Raw genomic sequence first — 26,048 nt, forward strand, 5'->3', positions numbered from 1 at the left:
CCACAACAACAACAGGGTTCAATCATGCAAGAGACAACCACCCGCACCGCCGGGGAGCTTCGCTCGGACACCCCTCGCCAGGAGGGCCTGCCGCTCCTCGACCAATGGTTCGGCGTCAGCCGCCGCGGCTCGACGCTGAAGACCGAGATCCTGGCCGGCATCGCCACCTTCCTGGCCGGCATGTACATCATCGTGGTCAACCCCGCCGTCCTCAGCGACGCCGGCATCCCCTTCTCCGCCGCCCTCTCCGCCACGGTGCTGATCAGTTTCATGAGCAGCCTGGCGATGGGCCTCTATGCCCGCAACCCCATCCTGGTGGCGCCGGGCATGGGCATGAACGCGCTCTTCACCTACACCCTGGTGCTGGGCGCCGGACTGACCTGGGAGGTGGCGCTGGGCTGCGTCTTCTGGTCGGGGGTAATGTTCGCCGTGCTGGCGCTGTTCAACGTGCGTCGCGCGATCATCGAGGCCATCCCGCCGTCGCTGCGCTACGCCATCACCTGCGGCATCGGGCTGTTCATCACCTTCATCGGGCTGCAGAACGCCGGCTTCATCGTCGGCAGCGACGCCACCCTGGTGTCGCTCGGCGCCATGGACGCCAGCCTGGCGACCTTCTTCGTCGGTCTGGTGGCCACCGCGGTGTTCGTCATCCTGCGCTTCAACGGCGCCCTGATCATGGGCATCGCCCTGACCACCCTGCTGGCCGCCCCCATGGGTCGGCTGTGGGGCGAGGAGGTGATGGTGGCCTGGAACGGCCTGGCCGCCTGGCCGGACTTCGGGGCCGTCATGCACGTGGACATCGTCGGCGCGCTGAAGGTGGCCTACCTGCCCTTCATCTTCGTGATGCTGTTCACCAACTTCTTCGACGCCCTGTCCTGCTTCATGGCGCTCTCCGAGTCCGCCGACCTCAAGGACGAGAACGGCAATCCCCGCAACCTCAAGCGCTCCATGACCGTGGACGCCTTCGCCTCCATGATCGCCGCCCCCCTGGGAACCAGCGCCGCCCAGACCTTCATCGAGTCCGGCGCCGGCGTCGCCCAGGGCGGTCGTACCGGCCTGGTGGCGGTGACCATCGCCCTGCTGTTCCTGCCCTTCCTGTTCCTGTCGCCGCTGCTGTCCCTGGTGCCCGGCATCGCCACCGCCCCGGCCCTGGTGCTGGTGGGCCTGTTCATGATGGCGCCCATCGGCAAGATCGACTGGAACCACTTCGACCAGGCCTTCCCGGCCTTCCTGGCCATCATCCTGATGCCGCTGACCTACTCCATCACCCTGGGGATCGCCTTCGGCTTCATGAGCTTCGTGCTGATCAAGGCGCTGACCGGTCGCCTGGCCGAGATCAAGCCCGCCATGTGGGTCAGTGCGGCACTGTCGGTGCTGATGCTGCTCACCGCTCAGTGAGGGTCGCCGAATCCTCGGCACGGGCCGCGGGGTGCTTCACCCCGCAGCCCTTGATCACCACCCGGGTCAGGAACTCGGTGATCTCCTCCAGGTCCTGGTCGCTGAGCGCGTCGCGCCCGGTGATGCCCAGCACCTGGGCCTCGAAGTCGGCGTAGTGCTGGGTGGTGGACCAGATCAGGAAGATCAGCCAGACCGGGTCGACCGGATCCATCAGGCCCCGATCGGCCCACTCCCGGAACACCGCCGCCCGGCTCTCCACCCAGTCGCGCAGCTCGCCCTTCAGGTAGTCCTGGAGGAAGGGCGCCCCGCCGAGGATCTCGCTGGCGAACAGTCGCGAGCCCTCCGGATGGGTCCTCGAGAGCTGCATCTTGGAGCGGATGAAGGCCGAGAGCACCTCGGCCGGATCGTCCTCGGGCGAGATGTCGTCGAGCATGGCGTTCCAGCGCTCCATCATCCGCTCGAGCAGCCGCACGTAGAGCTTGCGCTTGCTGCCCATGTAGTAGAGGACGTTGGACTTGGGCAGGCCCGCCTGCTCGGCGATCTCCTGCAGGCTGGCCCCGCGATAGCCATGGCGGGCGAAGACCCGCTCGGCCGCCGCCAGGATCGCCCGCTCGTTGCGCCGGCGGATGGCGCCCCCTTCCTGTTCGCTGGTGTTGTCTACCTTGGCCATGGGCCCTCGCTGTTCGAACCGGTCATGGGGCGAAAGCTTGCCTGAGAGGCCGGTGCCAAGGCAATTCGGCGGTCCGCCGAAAAAAAGTGCCGACAGCGCTTGCGAAAGCTGACCACATGGTCAAGAATCAGATCATCCCTTGCCAATCGGCTGACACAACCACAATCGGAGCCGGCCATGATCGACTTCTACCTCAACGGCAGGCGGCAGCACTGCAGTGACGTGACCGCCGACACCAGTCTCCTCGAACTGCTGCGTACGCGGCTCGGCCAGACCGGCACCAAGGAAGGCTGTGCCTCCGGCGACTGCGGCGCCTGCACCGTCGCCATCGGCGAGCCCGATGCCGACGGCGAGCTCGTCTACCACAACGCCAACGCCTGCATCACGCCGGCCCACCAGGTCGACGGCTGCCACCTGGTGACGGTGGAGGGCCTGGCCCGCGGCGAGCGCCTGCACCCCGCCCAGGCAGCCATGGTCGACTGCCACGGCAGCCAGTGCGGCTTCTGCACCCCCGGCATCGTGATGTCGCTGTTCACCCTCTACGAGAACCAGCGGCGGCGGCCGGCCCCGCTGACCCAGGACCGCCTGGAGGAGGCCCTGGGCGGCAACCTGTGCCGCTGCACCGGCTACCGACCCATCCGCGACGCCGCCCTGAAGATGGTCGACTACCCCCAGGCCGACCCCGAGTGGGCCGAGGACACGCGGCTCGCCGGCAACGTGGCCTGGCTGCGCCGGCCCCGCAACGGCGAACCGGCCGCCGAGGGACACTACGTGGCGCCCCAGGACCTGGCCGCCCTGCGCGCCCTCAAGGCCAAGCGCCCCGAGGCCCGGTTGGTCGCCGGCGGCACCGACCTGTGGCTCGAGACCACCCAGCAGCTCAAGGCCCTGGACGACATCATCGACGTGCGCCAGGTGGCCGAGCTGAACGCCATCGAGGAGACCGCCGAGGGCTGGTGGATCGGCGCCGCGGTGACGCTCGCCCGGCTGACCCCGCTGCTCGCCGAGCCCTACCCGGCCTTCGCGCACCTCATGCACCGCTTCGCCTCCTCCCAGATCCGCAACCGCGCGACCCTGGGCGGCAACATCGCCAACGCCTCGCCCATCGGCGACACCCCGCCGGTGCTGCTCGCGCTGGATGCCCGCCTGCGCCTGGACGGCCCCCGGGGCACGCGGGAGCTGCCCCTGGCGGACTTCTTCCTCGACTACAAGCGCACGGCGCTGGCCGGGGACGAGTTCATCGCCGCCATCTTCCTGCCGCGGCCGGCCGAAGGGACGAATCTCAAGGTCTGGAAGCTGTCCAAGCGCCGTGAGGACGACATCTCGGCGGTGCTGGGCGCCTTCGCCTGGCGACTCGAGGACGGCGTGATGCGCGACGTCCACCTGGCCTTCGGCGGCATGGCCGCCATTCCCCGCCGCGCGCCGGCCGCCGAGGCCGCCCTGGAGGGGCGGACCCCGGACGCCGACGCCTTCGCCGAGGCCCGGGCCGCGCTCGCCGGGGAACTGACCCCGATGAGCGACGTTCGCGGCAGCGCCGACTACCGCCGCCTCGCCGCCGGCAACCTGCTCGAGCGGCTGCGTCTGATGATCACGGCCGGGCACGGCCGGGCCGACGACGCCGACAACAACAACCCTGCGACCAAGGTGACCCTCGATGCGTACGCTCACTGAACTCGACCTGCCCCGCGACGAGACCCGGCGCAACCAGGGTGACGCGCCCCTGGCCCGCGAGACCGTCGACCCCCAGGGCGGCGCGGGCACCTCCCGGGCCCACGAGAGTGCCGTCAAGCACGTGACCGGCCGCGCCGCCTATATCGACGACATCCCGAGCCCCGCCGGCACCCTGCACCTGGCGCTGGGCCTGTCGCCGGTGGCCCATGGCCGCCTGACCCGCCTGGACCTGGAGAAGGTCAAGGCCGCCCCGGGGGTGGTGGACGTCGTCACCCTGGCCGACGTCCCCGGCCACACCGACATCGGCCCGGTCTTCCCCGGCGACCCGATCTTCGCCGACGACGAGATCAGCTACCTGGGCCAGTGCCTGTTCGCCGTCGCCGCCGAGAGCCACAAGGCCGCCCGCCTGGCCGTCGAGGAAGCCGTGGTCGAGATCGACGAGCAGACGGCCTCCCTGGATCCGGTCGCCGCCGCCGAGCGCGAGGACTTCGTGCGGCCCACTCACGTCCACGAGCGCGGCGACTGGCAGCAGGCCCTCGCCGGTGCCCCTCACGTGCTGGAGGGTGAGCAGTTCGTCGGCGGCCAGGAGCACTTCTACCTGGAGGGCCAGGCCTGCCTGGTGCTGCCCACCGAGGACGAGGGGGTGATGGTCTACACCTCCAACCAGCATCCCAGCGAGACCCAGAAGCTGGTCGCCGAGGTGCTGGGCATCCCCTTCCATGCGGTGACCATGGAGATGCGCCGCATGGGCGGCGGCTTCGGCGGCAAGGAGACCCAGGCCTCTCCCTGAGCCTGCATCGCCGCCCTGGTCGCCCGGCGCACCGGCCGGGCCGCCAAGATCCGCCTGCCCCGAGCCGAGGACAGCCGCGCCACCGGCAAGCGCCACCCCTTCCACAACCGCTATCGGCTGGGCTTCGACGACCAGGGCGTGCTGGCCGGCGGCGAGATCACGGTGATCGGCGACTGCGGCTATTCCCCGGACCTGTCCGACGCCATCGTCGACCGGGCCATGTTCCATTCCGACAACGCCTACTCGCTGGGCGACGCCCGGGTCACCGGCCAGCGGGCCAGGACCCACAAGGCCTCCAACACCGCCTTCCGCGGCTTCGGCGGCCCCCAGGGGATGATGATCATCGAGCGGGCCATGGACGACATCGCCCGTCACCTGGGCGAGGATCCGCTGACCATCCGCAAGCGCAACCTCTACCGGCAGGGCCGCGACGTGACCCATTACGGCCAGCGGGTCGAGCAGCTCGGCCTGCTCCACGACCTCGTCGCCCAGCTCGAGGCCAGCAGCGACTACTGGGGCCGTCGCCGCGAGATCGCCGCCTTCAACGCCCAAAGCCCGATCGTCAAGAAGGGCCTGGCGCTGACCCCGGTGAAGTTCGGCATCTCCTTCACCGTCCAGCACCTCAACCAGGCCGGCGCCCTGCTGCTCGTCTATACCGACGGCAGCGTGATGATCAACCACGGCGGCACCGAGATGGGCCAGGGCCTGCACACCAAGGTGTGCCAGGTGGTCGCCCGGGAGCTGGGCCTCGACCTGGAGCGGGTGCGCATCAGCGCCACCCGCACCGACAAGGTGCCCAACACCTCGCCCACCGCCGCCTCCAGCGGCGCCGACCTCAACGGCCAGGCGGCTCGGGACGCCGCCTGCAAGCTGCGCGAGCGGCTCTTCGACTTCGCCGCCGCCCACTTCGACCGCGAGGCCGGCGGGCTCGACCGCGAGAGCATGCGCCTCGAGGATGGCCACCTGGTGGCCGGCATCGGCGAGGCCGAGCGACGCATCCCCTGGGGGGAGCTGGTCCAGGCCGCCTACATGGGGCGGGTCTCGCTGTCCGAGAAGGGCTTCTACGCCACCCCGCTGATCCACTACGATCGCGCCACCGGCCGCGGCCGGCCCTTCTACTACTACGCCCACGGCGCCGCCGTGGCCGAGGTGGAGGTCGACACCCTGTCCGGCGAGTACCGGGTCAGCCGGGCCGACATCCTCCACGACGTCGGCGACTCCCTGAACCCGGCCATCGACATCGGCCAGATCGAGGGCGGCTTCATCCAGGGCATGGGCTGGCTGACCAGCGAGGAACTGGTGTGGAACGACGCCGGCCGCCTGGTCTCGGACGGCCCCGCCACCTACAAGATCCCGGCCTTCGGCGACCTGCCCGAGACCTTCAACGTCGCGCTGCTCCAGGGCCACCCCAACTCCCAGGCCAGCATCTACCGCTCCAAGGCGGTGGGCGAGCCGCCCTTCATGCTGGCGATCTCGGTGTGGTCGGCGCTGCGCGACGCCCTGGCGAGCCTCGCCGACTACCGGCTCAGCCCGGCGCTGGACACCCCGGCCACCCCCGAGCGGGTGCTGATGGCCGCCGAGGCCCTGCGCCAGGCTCATGACGCGCCGACGACGAGGCCCGACCATGCGCCGGCCTGAGCCCTGGCACGGGGCCCTGGACCGCCTGCAGCGCCAGGCCCGGCCCCATGCGCTGGCCAGCGTGGTGGGGGTGGCGGGTTCCACGCCCCGCGAGCCCGGCGCCAAGATGGTGATCACCGAGGACGCCGTTCACGACACCCTGGGCGGCGGCACCTTCGAGTGGCAGGTCATCGAGGCGGGCCGGGAGGCGCTGGCCGCAGGCCAGGCCGGCACCCGGCTGGAGGCCTTCCCCCTGGGCGGGCGCTCCGGCCAGTGCTGCGGCGGCTACGTCCACGTGCTGATCGAGCTGTTCGCCGGCGCCGAGATGACGGTGGCGCTGTTCGGCGCCGGCCATGTGGGCCAGGCCCTGGTCGAGGTGCTCGCCCCCCTGCCCTGGCGCATCCTGTGGTTCGACAGCCGGGAGGACGCCTTCCCGGACGGCGGGGCCGACCGCGAGCGCCTGCATCACCGGCGCTTCGTCATGGGGCCCGAGGGCCCGGACGTGGCCGCCGCGGTGGCCTCGCTGCCGCCGGGCTGTCATGCCCTGGTGATGACCCACGACCACGCCGAGGATCGCGCCCTGGTGGACGCCCTGCTGCGGCGCGGCGACTGCGCCTCGATCGGCCTGATCGGCTCGGACAGCAAGTGGGCGAGCTTCCGCCGTCGGCTGGCGGATGCCGGCCACGGGGAGGCGGCGCTGGCAACGGTGCGCTGCCCCATCGGCGTGCCCGGCGCCCACGGCAAGCGGCCCTACGAGATCGCCCTGTCGGTGGCCGCCGAGCTGCTGACCCTGGCGCCGGCGCCCGAACGGGCCGAGCGCCGCGGCGTGGCCCCGGAGGCCCTGCGCGAGACCTTTTCCCCTTCACGCGACTAGTCGCATTTTTCAAACCGCTGCAAAGGAGATGGGCTTTCCCGGCGACAAGCCTCCGCGAGGGCGCTGTAGCCCCTTCCCTGGGCGCTACTTTTGCCCTGCGGCGCTAAAGCATCCTGCGCCGCTTGCAGGGCCTGGGTTGGCCATCCGTGGCCAACCCGCTCGGCGGGAAGAACATTCACTGGATGTTCTTAGCTTTCCGCCTCGCCCATGGCAAAAGCCCCTCGCTACGCCTTATCCCCGGCGCTCATCTCGCGCGGCTTTTGATAACGAGGATGACTGAGCGTCGGCCATGCCGGCGCCCATAGGAGAGCCCCATGACCGACCCCCGCACCCAGATGCGCGTCCTGCGCGGTCCCCTGCTGAGCTTCGACGCCGACCCCGGCGACGACGACGCCCCGGCGCCGGACAGCGTCCGCTACCTGGAGGACGGCGCCCTCTGGCTGGTCGACGGCCAACTCCGCGCCGTCGCCGACTACGCCGAGCTGGCCCCCCACCTGCCGTCGGGCATCGAGGTGGTGGACTACTCGGGCAAGCTGATGATGCCGGGCTTCATCGACAGCCACGTGCACTACGTCCAGCTCGACATCATGGCCTCCTACGGCCGCCAGCTGCTCGACTGGCTCAACGACTACACCTTCCCCGAGGAGTGCCGCTTCGCCGAGCGCGCCCATGCCGAGGCCGTGGCCGAGGCCTTCCTCGACGAGTCGCTACGGGTGGGCACCACCACCGCCCAGGTGTTCTGCACCTCACACCCCGGCTCGGTGGACGCCTTCTTCGCCGCCGCCAGGCGCCGGGGCCTGCGCATGCTGGCCGGCAAGGTGCTGATGGACCGCCACGCCCCGGAGGCCCTGGTGGACGACACCCTGGGCGGGCTGCGCGACAGCGAGCGGCTGATCGGCGACTGGCACGGCAAGGGCCGGCTGGGCTACAGCCTGACGCCGCGCTTCGCGCCGACCTCGACCCGCGAGCAGCTCGAGGCCACCGGGGCCGTGCTGCGCAACGCCCCGGACCTGCACCTGCAGACGCACCTCTCGGAGAACGAGGGCGAGATCGCCTGGGTGGCCGAGCTCTTTCCGGAATGCGAGGACTACCTGGGGGTCTACGAGCGTTACGGCCTGGTGGGGCCGCGCAGCACCTTCGCCCACGGCATCCACCTGGACCAGGGCATGCGCCGGCGCCTGGCCCAGGCCGGGGCCAACATCGCCTTCTGCCCCACCTCCAACCTCTTCCTGGGCAGCGGCCTGTTCGATCGCCAGGCCTGCCGCGAGGCGGGACTCGCCACCAGCCTGGCCAGCGACGTGGGCGGCGGCACCGACCTCTCCGGCCTGGCCACCCTCAAGGCCGCCTACCAGGTCGGCCAGCTGCTCGGCCAGCCGCTCACCGCCTGGCAGGGCTTCTACCGCCTGACCCTGGGCAACGCCCGGGCCCTGCACCTGGACGACCGGGTCGGCCGGCTGCGCGAGGGCGGCGAGGCCGACATCCTGGTCCTCGACCCCGAGGCCACGCCGCTGCTGGCCCGGCGCACCGCGCGCTGCCGCACGCTCGCCGAGCGGCTCTTCGCGCTGATGATGCTGGGCGACGACCGGGCGGTCCACGCCACCTGGGCGGACGGGCGCCTGGTTCACCGCCGCGACACGGCGGCTCACCGATCGACCGTCGAGGCGACGCCCCTCGACGACTAGTGGAGTTGGGTGTGGTACCCCTTGGGCGGCGCCGTCGCGGACGGGCCGCCCCTTTTTATGGTGCTTCGCGAATGAGGCTGAAACAGGTTACGCCCGGTGTCGGCCGGATAAGCCGTGTAGGGCGGGTAAGCGAGCCTGCGAGCGCACCCGCGATGCCTCGCGGGCCAGCACTGGTGGATGCGCTAACGCTTATCCACCCTTGTGTCTCTCCAGTGGGGAGTGATTAGCTACCACCCCCACGGCCTGGGAGAAACCCGGATCTACCCTGACGGTTTCGAACCTGTTCCGTAGATTGGTCTCCCAGGCTTCTATCTCGCAAACCTGAACGGTATCCAATGCCCCCTTCCGGCGAGGAGAGGCTGTACGCACAAGGGAAAGTGGTGAGATGGCACATATCGGCATCGATATCGGCAAGAAGAAACTGGATTGCCTTGTGTCTCTCCAGTGGGGAGTGATTAGCTACCACCCCCACGGCCTGGGAGAAACCCGGATCTACCCTGACGGTTTCGAACCTGTTCCGTAGATTGGTCTCCCAGGCTTCTATCTCGCAAACCTGAACGGTATCCAATGCCCCCTTCCGGCGAGGAGAGGCTGTACGCACAAGGGAAAGTGGTGAGATGGCACATATCGGCATCGATATCGGCAAGAAGAAACTGGATTGCCTCTGGCTTCGTGATATGGAGAAGGGCAAGGTCAAAACCAAGGTCTTTACCAATCGGCACCAGGATTATCCAGCGCTGCTGGACTGGCTGACCCGGCAGACCGGTGAGTCTCCCGAAGCGTTGCATGTCTACATGGAAGCCACGGGGATCTACCATGAGCCCCTGGCTTATTGGCTCCATGAGGCTGGCGTCAATGTCTACGTGCTCAACCCCGCACACGCGCATCATTATGCCAAGAGTGCAGGTCGCCTTCACAAGACGGACAAGGCAGACAGCCGTGTCCTAGCAGAGTTCGGCGCGTCCCGAAGCCACCGGCGGTGGACACCGGAGCCTGAAGAAACGCGTGAGCTGAAGCGCCTGGTGGCGCGCCTCGAAGCGGTTTATCAGGATATTCAGCGCGAAAAGAATCGTCTCGAGAAAGCTCAATTCAGCCGTGATACAGGGGCCGAGACCTCGATCGGCCATGTCCTGGCGGCCCTGGAGCGCGAAGCCAAGCGCTTACAGGAGGAGATCGAGACGCACCTCGACCGCCATGATCATCTAAAACGAGATCGACAGTTGCTGATGAGCATTCCTGGCATCGGTCCCGGGCTTTCCACAAGGCTGGTCGCGGTCCTGCGAAGCCGACCATTCGAGAGTGCTCGACAGGCGGCCGCTTTCCTGGGGCTCGTGCCGACGTATTACACCTCTGGCACGTCGGTCAAGAAGACACCAACCCTCTCCAAGACGGGGAGTGCCGTGATGCGTCGGAAGTTGTACATGGGAGCCGTGGTGGCCATGACACACAACCCGGATATCCAGGCGCAATATGCCCGGCTGAAGGCACGAGGGAAGCACAGCATGTCGGCCCTCGGGGCGGCCATGCGTAAGCTGGTGCATATCGCCTATGGCGTCCTGAAGACGCAAACCGAGTATCGACCCCAACCCATCCCTGCGGGGGGTTGAGGTCGGTCGGGAGAGACGGTATCTACCTGGCACGCGGCTACACGGGCGCTCCCCGGTGAAGCGCGATGAACCGGTTATCCCGCCGAGGTCAGCGACAGGCCGCCAGACGGTCGCGCAGCTCGGCGCGACGCCCCTCGTCCATGAAGGCGGCCTCGATCGCGTTGCCGGCCAGGGCCAGGAAGACCTCCCGGCTCCAGCCGAAGGCCCGCCGGCAAGCTATGTAGTTGTCCAGCAGGCCGCCGCCGAAGTAGGCGGGGTCGTCGGAGTTCAGGGTGATGTTCAGGCCGGCATCGAGCATGGCCGGCAGGGGATGATCCTCGAGACGCTCGACGACCCTGAGACGCAGGTTGGAGAGCGGGCAGACGGTCAGCACCATGGCCTCCTCCCGCAGCCGCTCGACCAGGGTCGGGTCCTCCAGGCAGCGCACCCCATGGTCGATGCGGCAGACGTCCAGCACGTCAAGGGCCTCGAGGATGTAGTCCGGCGGCCCCTCCTCGCCGGCGTGGGCGACACGGGCCAGCCCCAGGGACCTGGCGCGCTGGAAGGCCTCGGCGAACTTGGCCGGCGGATGGCCGAGCTCGGCGCTGTCGAGCCCGACGGCGTCGAGGGTCTCCCAGTAGGGGGCGGCACGTTCCAGCAGGTCGAGCGCCTCCTCGGCGGGCCGGTCGCGCAGGAAGGCCAGGATCAGCGCCGAGGACAGGTCCAGCTCGCGTTCGGCCCGGCGCCGCGCCCGGCCCAGCCCCTCCATCACCGTGGCGAGCTCGATGCCCCGAGCCAGGTGGGCCTGGGGATCGACGTGCATCTCCACGTGGACCACCCCTTCGGCCGCGGCGCGGCGGAAGTAGTCCATGGCCAGGTCCTCGAAGTCCTGGGCGGTGCGCAGCACGCTCATGCCCTGGTAGTAGAGGTCGAGGAAGGACTGCAGGTCGGAAAAGTCGTAGGCGGCCCGGATCGCCCCCACGGAGTCGTAGGACAGGTGCACCCCGTTGCGATCGGCGAGCGTCAGCATCAGCTCGGGTTCCAGGGTGCCCTCGATGTGCAGATGGAGTTCGGCCTTGGGCAGGGCCTTGAGGAAATCCCGCATGATGCACCTCGCGTCGACGCTTTGCCCTATCCTGAAAGATTCCTCACGGGGGCGCAAAGCCCCCTTCGGGACCCGGTGACCAACGCTTGCCAACGATGCACCCCCGGGGGCGACGTCTCCCCACGCCGGGCGTGCACCAGGAAGAGGGCGCTGCGCCCCGCGAGCCAGCGGTCGAGCCGGCCGGCGATGCGTCCGGCGAGCGCCGGGTCGAGGCCGGCGAAGGGCTCGTCGAGGATCACCAGCCCCGGATCGCGAAGCAGCAGCCGGGCCAGCGCCAGGCGGCGAGCCTGGCCCCCGGAGAGTCGCCGACCGCCCTCGCCCACCCGGGTCTCGAGCCCCCGCGGCAGGGCCGCCGCCCAGTCCGCCAGTTCCACCGTCGCCAGCGCCGCCCAGAGCCGTGCCGCCTCCGCCTCGGGGGCGGCGAGGCGCAGGTTGGCCGCCAGGCTGTCGTCGAAGAGCTCGGTCGACTGGGTCAGGCAGGCCACGGCGTCGGTCCGCCGCCTCGGGTCCAGCGTCTCGGGGGCCAGGCCGGCCAGGCGCACCGCGCCGGCATCGGGGAGGAGCTGGCCGGTGAGCAGTGACGCCAGGCTGGACTTGCCGCTTCCCGAGGCGCCGTGGACGGCCAGCCGTTCTCCCGGGGCCAGGTGGAGGGCGAAGTCCTCGAACACCGGGGTCAGGCTTCCCGGATAGCGCAGCGTGACACCCTCCAGGCTCACGGAGAGCGGTCCCGCGGACACCCCCGGGCTCGGCCCGCGGGGTTCGGGCCGGCGCACGGCGTCCAGGGCATTGAGTCGCTCCGCGGCGGCCAGGGTGCCGCCGGCCTGGGTGAAGGCCAGGGGCAAGGCCGCGAGCGCCTCCTGCAGGGCCAGCACCGCCAGGGGCGTCATCACCATCACCGGCCCGGACAGCGCCCCGGCCTGCCAGGCCCGGGCCGCGAGCCAGAAGGCGGCGAGCCAGGCCAGCCCCACCGCGAGCCCCGCCAGGGCCTGCCCCAGGGCGCCGACGAGCCCCAGGCGGCGCTGGTCGGCAAGCAGGCGGTCCTCGATGACGGCGAGTCGCCGCCGCTGGGCGGCGAGGGACCCGTAGGCCTCGAGCTCGGCGAGCCCCTGGAAGCCTTCCAGGGTGGCGCCCCGCAGCGCTTCCAGCTCGGCCACCCGTCGACGGCTCGCGGCCAGGCCCAGGCGCGCCTGGCCCAGGGTCAGCCATAGCCAGGCGACGCCGAGCAGCGCCGCCACGGCGAGCCCCACCGCCGGGGACCAGAGCGCCAGGAAGGCGGAGAGGGCGAGGATCGCCGTCAACGCCACCCCGGCCGGCGCCAGCAGGCGCAGGAAGAGGCCGTCCAGGGTGTCGATGTCGGCGGTGAGGCGATTCAGCCAGTCGCTGGCGCGGCGACGGGCCAGCGCCCGGGCGTCGAGGCCGGCGAGCACGGCGAACATCCGGCCGCGAAGGTCGGCCAGCAGGCGCAACACGGTGTCGTGGTTGTAGAGGCGCTCGCCATAGCGAGCCACCGTGCGGGTCAGGGCGAAGGCGCGGATGCCGCCCCCGGGCACATAGACATCGAGGGTCAGTGCCGCGCCCGCCGCCATGGCCAACCCTGCCAGACCGGTGGCGGTGATAAACCAGCCGGACAGGGCCAGCAATCCCAGGGCGGCCGCCAGGGCCAGGGCCATCAGGGCCGCCCCGGCCAGCAGCCGGCCCCGACGCCGTCCCAGCAGCCGCAGCCAGGGGGCCAGGGTGGCGAGTGGCGTTCGGCCGTCAGCCATGCCCCGCCTCCTCGAGACGCCCGTGGACGAGGCGCAGGTGACGATCGGCCAGCGCCAGGGGCGCGGCCTGGTGACTGGCGATCACCAGGGTGCGCCCCGCGGCGGCCAGCGCCCCCAGGGCCTCGAGGACCTCCGCCTCGCTGGCGGCGTCCAGGCTGGCGGTGGGCTCGTCGAGCAGCACCAGCGGCGCCTCGGAGAGGAAGACCCGAGCCAGGGCCAGGCGCTGGGCCTGGCCGCCGGAGAGCCCCGCCCCCCGCTCGCCGAGCGACGTGGCCACCCCCTCGGGCAGGGTCGCCACCAGCTCGCCCAGACCGGCGGCGGCCAGCGCCCGCGCCAGGGCCGCCGGGTCGGCGTCGGGGGCCCCCAGGCGCAGGTTGTCCGCCAGGCTGCCCTGGATCAGCAAGGGGCGCTGATCCATCCAGGCGAAGGTCACGCCCCCGGCCAGGCGACGCTCGCCCGTCTCGGGGGCGACGAAGCCGGCCAGCAGCTGCAGCAGGGTCGACTTGCCCGCCCCGGAGGGGCCGCTGACCGCCAGGATCTCCCCCCGGTACAGCGCCAGGTCCAGGGGGCCCAGCACCCGGCCCCGCTCGGGGTGATCCACCGTCACCCCTTCGAGCTCGACCAGGGCAAGGGGATCCCGGGTCGGCGCCGGCCTGCCGGCCGGGCGACGCGGTCGTTCCTCCAGCAGCGTCACCATGCCGTCGGCGGCCCCCAGGGCCGCCGCCCGGTCATGGTAGTGCTGGGCCAGGCTCCGCAAGGGCTGGAAGAACTCCGGGGCCAGCAGCAACACCAAGAGCCCGGAGAACAGCGTCAGCTCATCGGCCGGCCCGAAGGTGATATAGCCGAGCAGGCCGAAGCCCACGTAGATGGCCACCACCGCGATGGCCACGGCGGCGAAGAACTCGAGCACCGCCGAGGACAGGAAGGCCAGGCGCAGGGTTCGCAGGCTGCGCCGCCGGTAGTCGTCGGCGGCGGCGTGCACCTCCGCCGTGGCCGCCTCCGTACGCCCGAACAGCTGCAGGGTGGCGATGCCCCTCACCCGGTCGATGAAGTGCCGCGAGAGCCGGGCCACGGCGTCGAACTGGTCGCGGTTGAGGCGTTCGGCGCCCATGCCCACCAGGGCCATGAACAGCGGGATCAGGGGGGCGGCGAGCAGCAGGAAGAGCGCGGCCAGCCAGTCGAGCCAGGCCACCACGCCGAGCACCATCAGCGGCAGGCCGACGGCCAGGTATTGCTGGGGCAGGAAGCGCGCCACATGGCCGTCCAGCGCCTCCACCTGATCGACCACCCGCTGCGCCAGGCTGGCACTGTGGTGGCCGGTCAGCCCCACCGGCCCCAGCCGCTCCAGGTGATCGAGCAATTCGGCACGGGCCCGGCGGCGCAGGCGCAGGCTGGCGGCGAGGCCCGAAGCCTCCTGCCCCCACTGGGCCAGGGCGCGCACGGCCAGGAGCCCGGCCAGCCCGGCCAGCGCGGGCATCAGCTCGGCGAGCGAACGGCCCTCCACCAGCAAGGCGCTGACCAGCCAGGCCAGCAGCGCCAGCTGGGCCAGGGTCGAGACCCCGGCGACCAGGCCGCAGGCCACCGCCAGGGCAAGGCGCGGCCGCTCGACGCCCTCCAGGCGGGCCAGCCAGGCCCGTGCGATCGGTGCGTCCGCCATGGCCTCAGTGGTATCCCTCGCCCTCGCGGACCTTGCCGCGGAACACCCAATACGTCCAGGCGGTATAGGCCAGCACGATGGGAATGACGAAGAGCATGCCGAGCAGCAGGAAGAGCTGGGACTCGGGGGCCGAGGCGGCGTCCCAGAGCGTATGGTCCGGCGGGACGATCACCGGCCACTTGCTGGCCACCAGCCCCAGGTAGGTGAAGGCGAACAGCCCCAGGGTGGCGACGAAGGGCTGCCCCTCGCGCCGCTCGCTCACGGACCGCCACAGCCAGGCCGCGCTGGCCAGCGCCAGCACCGGGAAGACCCAGAGCAGGTGCAGATGGCCGAACCAGCGATCCCGGACCGCGGCGTCGACGAAGGGGGTCCACAGGCTGATGATCGCGAACACGGCCAGCACCGCCAGCAGCAGCTTCGGCGCCAGCCGATAGGCCCAGTCCTGGGTGTGTCCCTCGGACTTCATGATGAGCCAGGTGGCGCCCAGCAGCGCATAGCCGGCCATGAGTCCCAGCCCGGTGAGCACGGTGAAGGGCGTCAGCCAGTCCAGCGCTCCCCCCACGTAGACGAAGTCCTCCACGGCGAAGCCCTGGATATAGGCGCCGACCACCGCGCCCTGGGCGAAGGCCGCCACCGCCGATCCCCAGCTGAAGGCCCGGTTCCACCAGCGGCGGTTGCGGTGGGACTTGAAGCGGAACTCGAAGGCGATGCCCCGGAAGATCAGCCCGGCGAGCATCAGGAAGACGCCGATGTAGAGCGCCGGCAGGAACACCGAGTAGACCAGCGGGAAGGCGGCCAGCAGGCCGGCGCCGCCCAGCACCAGCCAGGTCTCGTTGCCGTCCCACACCGGCGCCACCGAGTTCATCATCACGTCCCGACTGCCCTCGTCCGGAGCGAAGGGGAAGAGGATCCCCACCCCCAGGTCGAAGCCGTCCATGAGCACGTACATGATCACCCCGAAGCCGATGATCACGGCCCAGATCAACGACAGATCGAACATTTCCATGGCTCAGTTCCTCCCCGGATGGCTGGCGGCGTCCTCGAAGGGCACGTGGGCGGCGGAGAAGGGCCGCTTGGGTCGCTCCACCTCGTCCTCGTGGGGCGGCTCGGGCAGCATGCCCTGGCGCACCACCCGGGTCAGGTAGAGGATGCCGGCCCAGAACACCACGGCATAGACCAGGCCGTAGCCGACCAGGGTGAACAGCGCCATGCCCCCGGTCAGCGACGGGGTCAGCGCCTCGGCCTGGTCCATGATGCCGTAGACCAGCCAGGGTGCGCGGCCGGTCTCGGTGACGAACCAGCCGGCGAGCACGGCCAGGAAGGGCGTCACCGTCATCCCCCGCATCAGTTGCAGGTAGCCGCGATGATCATAGAGCCGTCCCTTGAGGCGGAGCCAGAGGCCGGCGAGGGCCACGGCGATCATCAGCAGGCCCATGGCGACCATGATCCGGAACGACCAGAACACGATCCACACGGGGGGCTGCTCCTCCGGCGGCACGGCGCTCACCCCGGGCACCTCGCCGTCCAGGTGATGCGTCAGGATCAGGCTGGCGAGCCCCGGAATCCCGATCTCGAAGTGATTCTCCTGGGCGGTCTGGTCGGGCCAGGCGAACAGCAGTAGAGGCGCGCCCTCCCGGGTCTCCCAGTTGCCTTCCATGGCCGCGACCTTGGTGGGCTGGTGCTCCAGGGTGTTGAGGCCATGGAAGTCCCCGACCACCGCCTGGGTCGGGGCGAGCAGCAGCAGCAGCCACAGGCACATGGAGAACGCCTTGCGGTTGGCCTCCACGTCCCGCCCGAGCAGCAGGTACCAGGCGCTGACGCCGGCCACCACGAAGCCCCCGGTCAGGAAGGAGGCCAGCGCCATGTGGGCGAAGCGGTAGGGAAAGGAGGGATTGAAGATCGCCTCGCTCCAGGAGGTCACGTGGAATCGGCCATCGACGAGCTCCATGCCCGCCGGCGTCTGCATCCAGCTGTTGGCGGCCAGGATCCAGAACGACGAGATGAAGGTGCCCAGCGCCACCATGACGGCGGCGAAGAGGTGCACGCCCTGGGGCACCTTGCCACGGCCGAACAGCAGCACGCCGAGGAAGGCGGCCTCCAGGAAGAAGGCGGTCACGACCTCGTAGCTCAGCACCGGCCCGAGAAAGTTGGAGGCCGCCAGGGAGAAGTTGCTCCAGTTGGTGCCGAACTGGAAGGACATGACGATGCCCGAGACCACCCCCATGCCGAAGACCACGGCGAACACCCGGGTCCAGAAGGACGCCAGGCGTTCCCAGGCGGGGTTGTCGGTACGGTAGAAGAGTCCGTTGAGCACGGCGATGTAGGATGCCAGCCCGATGGTGAACACCGGGAAGATGGCATGGAAGGACACCACGAAGGCGAACTGCAGCCGCGACAGCAGCAGGGGATCCAGCTCCATGAGACACTCCTCGTTCCTGCGGATCGATGGGTCAAGGATGCGTCAGGCACTGGCCGTGCTCTTGTGCGTGGGGCCCAGGGGGACCCTGCCGCATTCCTGCGAAGATCAAGGAACAGCCTAGCCAGTCCGGGGGAACGTGAGTGCCTTACGAACCAATTCCCTGATGGAATAAGCTAATTCCATGATCCGTTGTCCATGATACGTCGTCGAGGGCACATGATGCGTGCCCGAGGGCGTCTCTTCCCTGTGTCGCGTTGTCGCAGCGCGCCCGGCTCAGCCGGTGGCCGAGCCCACCACCAGGCTGATCATGAAGCCGATGTAGGCGACGTACATGGCCAGCAGGGCCCCGCCCTCCAGCCGGTTGATGCGGCCGGCCCGGCCTCGCCAGCCCATGGCGAACACCATCATGAGCGCCGTCATCGCGGTCATCAGGCTCCAGTCGCGCAGCAGCACCTCGCGGCCGGCGTCGATGGGGGCGATCACCGCCGCCAGGCCCACCACGCCCAGGGTGTTGAAGAGGTTGGACCCCACCACGTTGCCCAGCACCAGGTCGTGCTCGCCGCGGCGAAGCGCGCTGATCGAGGAGGCGAGCTCCGGCAGCGAGGTGCCCACCGCCACCACGGTCAGGCCGATGATCAGGTCGCTGACCCCGAAGCTCTGGGCGATCTCCACCGCCCCCCACACCAGCAGACGGGAACTGGCCACCAGCAGCACCAGCCCCAGGGCGGTCCAGCCCAGGGCGGTACGCAGGGACATGGGATGCGACGCGAGATCGGTCTCGGTGTCCGTGGAAAGCGGATCGGCGCCCGTCTTGAGGCCCTGGAAGACGCTCACCGCCATGAAGGCGGCCAGCAGGACCAGCAGCAGGCCGCCCTCCAGCCGGCCGATGCCGCCGCCGAGCAGCAGCAGGGCCGACAATAGCGTCGCCCCGCCGAGTACCGGCAGCTCACGGCGGATCACCCCGGATTGCACGGCCAGGGGCGAGATCAGGGCCACCAGCCCCAGGATCAGGCCGATATTGGCGATATTGGAGCCGTAGGCGTTACCCAGCGCCAGTCCCGGATTGCCCTGGCCCGCGGCGATGGCCGACACCACCAGTTCCGGGGCCGAGGTGCCGAAGCCGATCACCAGCATGCCGATCAGCAATGGGGAGAGTCCGAGTCGAGCCGAGGTCGCCGCCGCGCCATCGACGAAGCGCTCGGCGCTCCAGACCAGCAGGATCAGGCCTGCCAACACCGCCAGGGCGGGAAGCATCATGGTATCTCCATCAGTACATTCGGGACATCCGAAGGCCGCATGGTTGACTATGGTGCCCCCTGCGTCAACGTGACACACTCAAGAGATCCCGTTCCGTCGTCAGGAGGACGCCACCCCGTGCCAAGGCCGGCCTTTCGCCATGTCGCCCTGTCACCGCAGGCGCCGCTCGTCGATCGTGCCCCGCCGGAGGTCCGGCCCACCCTCAGGCGGCTGCGCGCCTGCCACGAGTGCGACTGGCTCATGGCCCTGCCCCCGCTGCGTTCGGGCGACCAGGCGGTCTGCCCCCGTTGCGGGCATGTAGAGGTCCGCCGCCACCGCTATCCGGCCCAGCGCAGCCTGGCGCTGGCCCTGGCGGCCCTGGCGGCCCTGCTGCTGGCGCTGAGCTTCCCCTTCCTGGGTTTCAGCGTGCGCGGCGTGGGCCATCGGATCGAGCTCAGCCAGACCGCCACCGACCTGATCGGCCAGCACGCGCCGCTGGTGGCCGTCGCCGTGCTGTTGACCACCCTGGTGCTGCCGGCCCTCTACCTGCTCGGCGTCGTCTGGCTCCAGGCGGGCCTGCTGCGAGGCGCCCCCCTGCCGGCAAGCCGCGCCACCGCCCGCACCCTCGCCCATCTCGAGCCCTGGATGATGGCCGACGTCTTCCTCATCGGCGCGCTGGTCAGCCTGATCAAGATCGCCGGCCTGGCCCACATCGAACTGGGGCCCGCGTTCTGGGCCTTCGTCGCCTTCGTCGTGCTGCTGCTCGCCACCACCCAGTCGGTGGACCGCGACTGGCTATGGTTCGCCCTGGCCGGCGAGCCCCCCGCTCCCGAGGGCAGCCGGACCGGGCGCACCGCGGCGCCCCAGGGCCTGACCGGCTGCCCGACCTGCGGCCTGGTCAACCGCCTCGAGCCGGGCGGCCACGGCCACTGCCGGCGCTGCGGCGAGCCCCTGCATGCCCGGCTGCCCCACAGCCTGCAGCGCACCTGGGCGCTGCTCGCGGCCGCGGCGGTGCTGTACGTGCCGGCCAACGTCTACCCGATCATGACCACCACCAGCCTGGGACGCAGCGACCCCTCCACCATCCTCGGCGGCATCGTGGAGCTGATCGAGATGGGCTCCTGGCCGGTGGCCCTGGTGATCCTGGTGGCCAGCGTCATCGTCCCCCTGGGCAAGCTGATGGCCCTGGCCTGGCTGTGCCTGGTCGCCCCCCGCGCCCATGAGTTCAACGCCCTGGCCCGGACCCGCATGTATCGGCTGACCGAGTTCATCGGCCGCTGGTCGATGGTCGACATCTTCGTGGTGGCCATCCTGGTGGCGCTGATCCGCGCCGGCAACCTGATGGCGGTCGGCCCGGGGCCCGCCGCCCTGGCCTTCGGCAGCGTGGTGGTGCTGACCATGCTGGCCGCCATGACCTTCGACCCCAGGCTGATCTGGGACGATCCCCACCGCCCCGCTCAGGACGAGGACGCCCCGCATGAACGACACGCCCCGTGACGACGCGCCCGAGGAGGCGCATCGCGCCCGGGCCACCCGCCAGGCCCCGCTCTCCCCCATCTGGGTGGTGCCCATCGTGGCCCTGCTGATCGGCGCCTGGCTGGTCTACGACACCTACATGAGCCGCGGCCCGCTGATCACCCTGACCATGGAGAGCGCCGACGGCATCGAGGCCGGCAGCACCCTGATCAAGACCCGCAACGTGGAGATCGGCCGGGTGGAGTCGGTAACCCTGTCCGAGGACCTGTCCCGGGTGGTGCTGAAGGCACGCATGACCCCCGAGGCCACGCCGATGCTCGTCGAGGACAGCTACTTCTGGGTGGTCAAGCCGCGCATCGGACGCGAGGGCATCAGCGGCCTCAACACCGTGCTGTCGGGAGCCTACCTGCAGCTCGAGCCCGGCGAGAGCGAGGAAGAGGCGCGAACCTTCGACGTCCAGGAGAAGCCGCCGGTCGCCCCGCCCGGAGCCGAAGGCCTGCGGATCAACCTGCTCAGCCGGGTGGGCAGCTCGTTGAACGTGGGCGACCCCGTCACCTACCAGGGCTTCACCGTGGGCCGGGTGGAGGAGGCGACCTTCGACGTGGAGACCCGACGGATGCATCACCGCATCTTCATCGAGAGTCCCTACCATCGTCTGGTCACCACCAACACCCGCTTCTGGACCACCAGCGGCATCGACCTGCGCCTCGATTCCGAGGGCGTGCGCGCCCGGCTGGAATCCCTCGAGGCCATGCTTGCCGGTGGCGTCACCTTCGGCGTGCCCGAGGAACTGCCCCGCGGGGTGATCGCCGACCCCGACACCACCTTCACCCTCTATGCCGACGAGGACAGCGCCCGGGAGGGAACCTTCGACCGCTATCTGGAATACGTGCTGTTGATCGAGGACACGGTCCGCGGACTCGGCCGCGGCGCCCCGGTGGAGTTTCGCGGGGTCCGGATCGGCACCGTGGCCAGCGTGCCCTGGAACTTCACCGCCCCCCAGCCGGACCGGGACGCGCGGCTCGCCATCCCGGTACTGATCCGCATCGAGCCGCAGCGACTCGGCATCGACAGCCAGACGCTGGACCTCGATGCCTGGCGGGAACGCTTCGACCGGCTGTTCCAGCGAGGGCTGCGTGCCTCGCTGAAGAGCGGCAACCTGCTGACCGGGGCGCTGTTCGTCGATCTCACCCTGGACCCCCAGCGGGCCGGCAGCCACGCGCCCGAGACCTTCGCCCAGCGCCCCGTCTTCCCCACCACCTCGGGGGGGCTGGCCCAGATCCAGGCCCAGGTCACCACCCTGCTGGACAAGCTCAATGCCCTGGAGGTCGAGCCCATCCTCGACGGCCTCTCGCGTAACCTGGCCACCTCCGAAGCCATGCTCGGCGAGGTCCGCGAGCTGACCGCCGGCCTCCAGACCCTGCTCGACGACCCCCGGGCCCGGGCCCTCCCCGGCAATCTCAACTCGACCCTCGCGGCGCTGCGCGACACCCTGGCCGGCCTTTCCCCCGGCGCCCCGGCCTACCGGGATCTCACCGAGACCCTGGACCAGCTGGAACGCCTGCTGCGCGATCTGCAACCCTCCGCCCGCCGCCTGGGTGACGCCCCCGGCGCCCTGCTCTTCGACCGCCTGGACGCCGCCGACCCCGTGCCGCGGGCACCGACCGACAGGACCTCGCCATGATGCCGTCTCCCCTGCTGCTCGCCCTCCTGCCCCTGCTCTGGCTGAGCGGCTGCGCCATCGACGGCGAGCCGGCCACCCGCTATGCCCTGCCCCAGCCGGCCCCCTCCGCGGCCGCGGCCGACGTCGAGGCCACCCGGGCGCTGGTGGTGCGCCCCTTGCGCCTGGCTCCCTTCCTGGACGTGGAAGGCATCGTCGTCCAGCTGGACGACGTGACCCTGCACGAGGCCAGCGGCCATCGCTGGGCCGAGCCCCTGGGCGGGCAGCTGGAGCGGCGGCTGCGGGATCGGCTGGCCATCGCCCTGCCCGACACCCGGGTCGTCCTGGAGGACGACGCCGGAGCCGGCGCCGACGGCCTGCAGCTGCGCGTCACGGTGGAGCGCTTCCAGGGCCGCCCGGACGGCCATGCCGTGGCGGCGGGGCGCTGGCGACTCCTCGACGCCGAGGGAGCCCTGCGGGACGCGGCGTCCTTCGAGGTCGCCACGCCCCTGGCCCGCGACGGCTATCCGGCGCTGGTGCGGGCCCTGGGACGCAGCTGGAGCCGGCTGGCGGACGAGCTCGCCGAGGCGCTTCGGCCCCGGCTGCGCTGAGGCCGCCGCTGTGCCATAATGGCGACCCTCGCGGCCGACCCCACCGCCGCGACCCACCCCATTTCCACGCTCCGGCCCCGGCCCGCCGCCCCAGGCGGCGGGGGCGGCCGGGGCGTCGCCGCGGAGACCGCATGACCTTTTCCGATCTTGGCCTGTGCCCCGAACTGCTGCGCGCCATCGACGCCCAGGGCTATTCCACCCCCACGCCCATCCAGCGACAGGCCATTCCCGCCGTCCTCCAGGGCGGCGACCTGCTGGGCAGCGCCCAGACCGGCACCGGCAAGACCGCCGGCTTCACCCTGCCGATGCTGCAGCGGCTGAAGGATGGCCGCCGCCCCGCCAAGCGCGGCGTGCGCGCCCTGGTGCTGACCCCCACGCGGGAACTGGCCGCCCAGGTGGGCGAGAGCGTGCGTGCCTATGGCCGTCACCTGCCCCTCAGCTCCCACGTCATCTTCGGCGGGGTCGGCCAGCAGCCCCAGGTGGACGCCATCCGGCCCGGCCTCGACATCCTGGTGGCCACGCCGGGCCGACTGCTCGACCTGCACCAGCAGGGCCACGTGGACCTCTCCGCCGTGGAGATCCTGGTCCTGGACGAGGCCGACCGCATGCTCGACATGGGCTTCATCCACGACATCCGCAAGGTCCTGAAGCTGCTCCCCGAGAAGCGCCAGAACCTGCTGTTCTCGGCGACCTTCTCCAACGAGATCCAGGCGCTGGCGGGCAAGCTCCTCGACGCGCCCACCCTGATCGAGGTGGCCCGGCGCAATACCACCGCCGAGACCGTGGACCAGGCCGTCTACCGGGTGGATCGCGAGAAGAAGCGCGACCTGCTGGCTCACCTGATCCATTCCCAGCGCTGGTTCCAGGTGCTGGTCTTCACCCGCACCAAGCACGGCGCCAACCGACTGGCGGAACACCTCGGCAAGCGCGACATCCCCGCCATGGCCATCCACGGCAACAAGAGCCAGTCGGCGCGGACCCGGGCGCTGTCCGCCTTCAAGGCCGGCGAGCTGCAGGTCCTGGTGGCCACCGACATCGCCGCCCGCGGACTCGACATCGACGAGCTGCCCCATGTGGTCAACTTCGAGCTGCCCAACGTGGCCGAGGACTACGTCCACCGCATCGGGCGCACCGGCCGGGCCGGCAACGACGGCCAGGCGGTGTCGCTGGTCTGCGTGGACGAGCATGGGCTGCTCAAGAACATCGAGAAGCTGATCAAGCGGGACCTGGTCAAGCACGTCGAGCCGGGCTTCGAACCGGACCCCGATGCCAAGCCGGAGCCCATCGAGAACGGCCGCGGCAAGCGCGGCGGCGGTCGTGGCCGTTCGGGCAACGGCGGCGCCCGGTCCCGGCAGGACCGGGGAGCGCGCGACGGCAACGACGCCCAGCGCCCGGCCCGCCGGCGCCGGCGGGGCGGCCAGGGCCGCCAACAGGCCTGAGTGGCCGACTCATATCGGAATATGAGAATGTGACCATCATGCACTCCCGCCGATGCGCAAGGAAGGCTCATGGACTCTGATGCCCTGCTTCACGACTATCATCGCTGGCGTCGTTTCCAGCGTCAGGACCGCCTCGACCGGGAACACCGGGCGGCCTGGCAGCAGATGGAGGCGGCGGGGATCCCCGCCCGACGTACCGTCGAGGCCTACCGCAGCATGGCCGAGAAGGCCGCGGCCCAGGGCGCCTGCTACCGGACCCTGTACCTCCAGGCCCACGAGGGCGGCCACGCCCTGGCCTGCGAGGGCTGGCTGTTCGTGCGTCGGGTGCTGGCCGGCGAGGGCCAGACCCGGATCCGGGCGGCCCTGCTGCCGACCTTCACCCTGGAGGACGGCCCCCTCTCTCCCGGCGATCGCCCGGCCGACGCCATGACCCTCGAGGTATTCGATGCGGTCAGCCTGGATCGCGGCCTGGCCAGCGTGGCCCGCGTGGATCGAGTCGATGCCCCGGGCCAGACGCGCTTCATCACCCTGATCGACCAGGTCAGGGGAGACCTACGCAGCCATCTGGAATAACGCCATGTGGAAGAAGCTCTTCGGCCGCTCCCCGATCCGCGTCTGGGTGATCAAGCAGGTCGACCGCGATCTGCTGCACCTGTGCGGCGAGGGGCGCATCGAGCCCGAGGCCAGGCGTGACGACGTGATCGCGGCCCTCCACCGGGGCGAATACGCCGGACCGGTGCGCATGCCCGGCGGCGGCCTGGTGCTCAACTCGCGCCTGTTCGCCGCCCTGACGGCGCATGACGGCCTGCACCTGGGGGCCGACGGCCAGGCCCACTGGCAGGGCCACCTGTGGCGCGTCGCCCAGGTCCCCCAGCGCTGCTGGGCCTACGAGGGACGCCTGGTGGCCCAGGCCACCGGCCAGGGCCCCCTCGACCTGGTCAGCAGCGAAGACACCTCCGCCATCCGCCACCGCGCCCGGGAAGAGAACCAGGCGCCGCCGGGAACCGTCAGCTTCCGCGCCGCCGACGAGCTCGAGGACGAGGCCCGCTTCGCCGAACGCTGGCGCCGGGAGGCGGCCAAGCCCGGCCGCCTGAGGGAATGGCGCCATGACGATGAAGAGCGCTGAGGGGCACCGCGCGCTCGGCCCCTCTGCCGGGGTCTTCGTCGCCCTGATGATCCTGGTGGGGCTGAACCTGCGACCGGCCTTGTCGTCGCTGGCCCCGCTGCTCCCGCGCATCGAAGCCCAGACCGGCCTGCCGCTGCTGGCCATCGGCGCCTTGACCACCCTGCCGGTGCTCTGCCTGGGCCTCTTCGCGCCTCTGGCGCCCTGGCTGTCTCGTCGCCTCGGCGCGGAACGGACCCTGTCGCTGGCCCTGCTGGTCCTGGCCCTCGGCCTGGTCATGCGGGGCCTGGCCGGATCCGCCGGGCTGTTCGCCGGCACCCTGCTGGTCGGCGCCGCCATCGGGGTGGCGGGCACCCTGCTCCCGGCCCTGGTCAAGCGCGAGCTGCCCGCCGGCGCCGACCTGATGACCGGGGTCTACACCATGGCGCTGTGCCTCGGGGGCGCCCTGGGCGCCGGGCTGAGCATCCCCCTGGCCGACGGCCTGGGCGGCTGGCCCCGAGCCCTGATGAGCTGGGCGGCCCTGGCCGCGCTGGCCCTGGCCGCCTGGCAGGCCTGGATGCCGACCCCGGTGCGGCGCCCGCCCCCCTCTCCGCGAACCGGCAATACCCGGGCCCTGCTCGGCCAGCCCCTGGCCTGGCAGGTCACCCTCTACATGGGCTGCCAGTCCTCCCTGGCCTATATCGTCTTCGGCTGGCTGCCGACCCTGCTCGTCGCCCGGGGCCATGGCGAGGCGGAGGCGGGCTGGCTGATGGGCGTCTCGGTGATGGTGCAACTCGGCTCGGCCCTGGCCGCCCCCTGGCTGGCCCGCCTGGGGCGCGACCAGCGTCCCGCCCTGGCGCTGGTGCTATGCCTGGTCGCCGCCGGCTTCTGGGTACTGCTCGAGGGCCCCCTCGCCTGGCGCTGGGGAGGCGTGATCCTGCTGGGGCTCGGCCAGGGCGGCGGCTTCAGCCTGGCCCTGTCGCTGATCGTCCTGCGTACCGCCGATGCGCGGCTCGCCGGCAAGCTGTCGGGCATGGTCCAGGGCGGCGGCTACACCCTGGCCGCCCTGGGCCCCCTCGGGGTCGGCGTCATGCTGGACCTGGGGCTGGCGCTGTCCACCATCAGCGGCGTGCTGCTGGGCGTGGTGGCCGCGGCCGGCGCCTTCGCCCTGCTCGCGGGGCGCGATCGGCGCCTGATGACCGACGAGGCGGGCCGCCTGACGGTGCGTTGAGCCCCGCCCCTTGACCGAGCGCAAGGGTGAGCTCCCGGGCACCTGCTAGGCTGTAGCCGTGTTC

At 70.9% G+C, this 26,048-nt stretch carries 19 protein-coding genes and 1 pseudogene; 13 read left to right on the forward strand and 7 right to left on the reverse strand.

What is annotated here, in order from left to right; genetic code table 11:
* The first annotated feature begins 24 nt into the window (after positions 1–24).
* A complete protein-coding gene (locus tag BEI_RS09725) occupies positions 25–1,398 on the forward strand; it encodes an NCS2 family permease (protein ID WP_097789339.1) in 1,374 nt (457 codons plus the stop codon).
* Here the strand turns inward: BEI_RS09725 and BEI_RS09730 are convergent.
* The gene (locus BEI_RS09730) at positions 1,385–2,068 is read right to left on the reverse strand and encodes a TetR/AcrR family transcriptional regulator (protein ID WP_097789340.1); all 684 of its coding nucleotides are present in this window, start codon (positions 2,066–2,068) and stop codon (positions 1,385–1,387) included. The two genes, BEI_RS09725 and BEI_RS09730, sit on opposite strands and share 14 nt — an antisense overlap.
* 177 nt (positions 2,069–2,245) lie before the next feature.
* On the opposite strand from BEI_RS09730, the gene xdhA reads away from it, so the two are divergent.
* The 5 genes and pseudogenes from xdhA to BEI_RS09755 all read left to right on the forward strand — a co-directional run bounded on the left by xdhA (position 2,246) and on the right by BEI_RS09755 (position 10,306).
* Complete coding sequence (gene xdhA / locus BEI_RS09735; protein WP_097789341.1) at positions 2,246–3,736, forward strand: xanthine dehydrogenase small subunit; 1,491 nt, start codon at positions 2,246–2,248, stop codon at positions 3,734–3,736.
* Positions 3,720–6,164 (forward strand): annotated as a pseudogene (gene xdhB, locus BEI_RS09740) (xanthine dehydrogenase molybdopterin binding subunit). The gene xdhA and the pseudogene xdhB overlap by 17 nt, the downstream one beginning before the upstream one ends.
* A complete protein-coding gene (xdhC, locus tag BEI_RS09745; protein ID WP_097789342.1) occupies positions 6,151–7,017 on the forward strand; it encodes a xanthine dehydrogenase accessory protein XdhC in 867 nt (288 codons plus the stop codon). Before xdhB ends, xdhC begins: the two are co-directional and overlap by 14 nt.
* Before the next feature lie 314 nt (positions 7,018–7,331).
* Positions 7,332–8,699 carry a guanine deaminase gene (gene guaD / locus BEI_RS09750; protein ID WP_097789343.1) on the forward strand — a complete coding sequence of 456 codons (1,368 nt, stop codon included), beginning with the start codon at positions 7,332–7,334 and terminating at the stop codon, positions 8,697–8,699.
* Between the two features lie 617 nt (positions 8,700–9,316).
* A complete protein-coding gene (locus BEI_RS09755) occupies positions 9,317–10,306 on the forward strand; it encodes an IS110 family RNA-guided transposase (RefSeq protein ID WP_097788805.1) in 990 nt (329 codons plus the stop codon).
* An 88-nt stretch (positions 10,307–10,394) separates the two neighbouring features.
* Here the strand turns inward: BEI_RS09755 and BEI_RS09760 are convergent, their stop codons facing one another.
* The 6 genes from BEI_RS09760 to BEI_RS09785 form a co-directional block, all read right to left on the reverse strand.
* Positions 10,395–11,390 (reverse strand): adenosine deaminase, encoded by a 996-nt coding sequence (locus BEI_RS09760; RefSeq protein ID WP_097789344.1) that lies wholly within the window; start codon positions 11,388–11,390, stop codon positions 10,395–10,397.
* A gap of 26 nt (positions 11,391–11,416) precedes the next feature.
* Positions 11,417–13,153, reverse strand: coding sequence for a thiol reductant ABC exporter subunit CydC (cydC, locus tag BEI_RS09765; protein WP_097789345.1), 1,737 nt, complete (start codon positions 13,151–13,153; stop codon positions 11,417–11,419).
* Complete coding sequence (gene cydD / locus BEI_RS09770) at positions 13,146–14,810, reverse strand: thiol reductant ABC exporter subunit CydD (protein WP_097789346.1); 1,665 nt, start codon at positions 14,808–14,810, stop codon at positions 13,146–13,148. The genes cydC and cydD overlap by 8 nt, the downstream gene beginning before the upstream one ends.
* Before the next feature lie 4 nt (positions 14,811–14,814).
* On the reverse strand, positions 14,815–15,816 hold the full coding sequence (gene cydB, locus BEI_RS09775) for a cytochrome d ubiquinol oxidase subunit II (protein WP_097789347.1): 1,002 nt from the start codon (positions 15,814–15,816) through the stop codon (positions 14,815–14,817).
* 3 nt (positions 15,817–15,819) lie between these two features.
* The gene (locus BEI_RS09780; protein WP_097789348.1) at positions 15,820–17,229 is read right to left on the reverse strand and encodes a cytochrome ubiquinol oxidase subunit I; all 1,410 of its coding nucleotides are present in this window, start codon (positions 17,227–17,229) and stop codon (positions 15,820–15,822) included.
* 273 nt (positions 17,230–17,502) lie between these two features.
* Positions 17,503–18,486, reverse strand: coding sequence for a calcium/sodium antiporter (locus BEI_RS09785; RefSeq protein WP_097789349.1), 984 nt, complete (start codon positions 18,484–18,486; stop codon positions 17,503–17,505).
* A gap of 117 nt (positions 18,487–18,603) precedes the next feature.
* Here BEI_RS09785 and BEI_RS09790 point away from each other — a divergent pair, with 117 nt between their 5' ends.
* The 7 genes from BEI_RS09790 to BEI_RS09820 all read left to right on the forward strand — a co-directional run bounded on the left by BEI_RS09790 (position 18,604) and on the right by BEI_RS09820 (position 25,984).
* Positions 18,604–19,962, forward strand: a complete 1,359-nt coding sequence (locus tag BEI_RS09790) for a paraquat-inducible protein A (protein WP_227644437.1) — start codon at positions 18,604–18,606, stop codon at positions 19,960–19,962.
* Complete coding sequence (gene pqiB / locus BEI_RS09795; protein WP_097789351.1) at positions 19,943–21,625, forward strand: intermembrane transport protein PqiB; 1,683 nt, start codon at positions 19,943–19,945, stop codon at positions 21,623–21,625. The genes BEI_RS09790 and pqiB overlap by 20 nt, the downstream gene beginning before the upstream one ends.
* A complete protein-coding gene (locus tag BEI_RS09800; RefSeq protein ID WP_097789352.1) occupies positions 21,622–22,212 on the forward strand; it encodes a PqiC family protein in 591 nt (196 codons plus the stop codon). The genes pqiB and BEI_RS09800 overlap by 4 nt, the downstream gene beginning before the upstream one ends.
* 131 nt (positions 22,213–22,343) lie before the next feature.
* On the forward strand, positions 22,344–23,651 hold the full coding sequence (locus BEI_RS09805) for a DEAD/DEAH box helicase (protein WP_097789353.1): 1,308 nt from the start codon (positions 22,344–22,346) through the stop codon (positions 23,649–23,651).
* 69 nt (positions 23,652–23,720) lie between these two features.
* Positions 23,721–24,224 (forward strand): hypothetical protein, encoded by a 504-nt coding sequence (locus tag BEI_RS09810; RefSeq protein ID WP_097789354.1) that lies wholly within the window; start codon positions 23,721–23,723, stop codon positions 24,222–24,224.
* Positions 24,225–24,228: 4 nt separating this feature from the next.
* Positions 24,229–24,777 (forward strand): hypothetical protein, encoded by a 549-nt coding sequence (locus BEI_RS09815; RefSeq protein WP_097789355.1) that lies wholly within the window; start codon positions 24,229–24,231, stop codon positions 24,775–24,777.
* The gene (locus BEI_RS09820; protein WP_227644698.1) at positions 24,764–25,984 is read left to right on the forward strand and encodes an MFS transporter; all 1,221 of its coding nucleotides are present in this window, start codon (positions 24,764–24,766) and stop codon (positions 25,982–25,984) included. The genes BEI_RS09815 and BEI_RS09820 overlap by 14 nt, the downstream gene beginning before the upstream one ends.
* Positions 25,985–26,048 lie beyond the last annotated feature (64 nt).

Origin of the sequence: Halomonas beimenensis, assembly GCF_002549795.1 — a bacterium.
GTDB lineage: Bacteria > Pseudomonadota > Gammaproteobacteria > Pseudomonadales > Halomonadaceae > Halomonas > Halomonas beimenensis.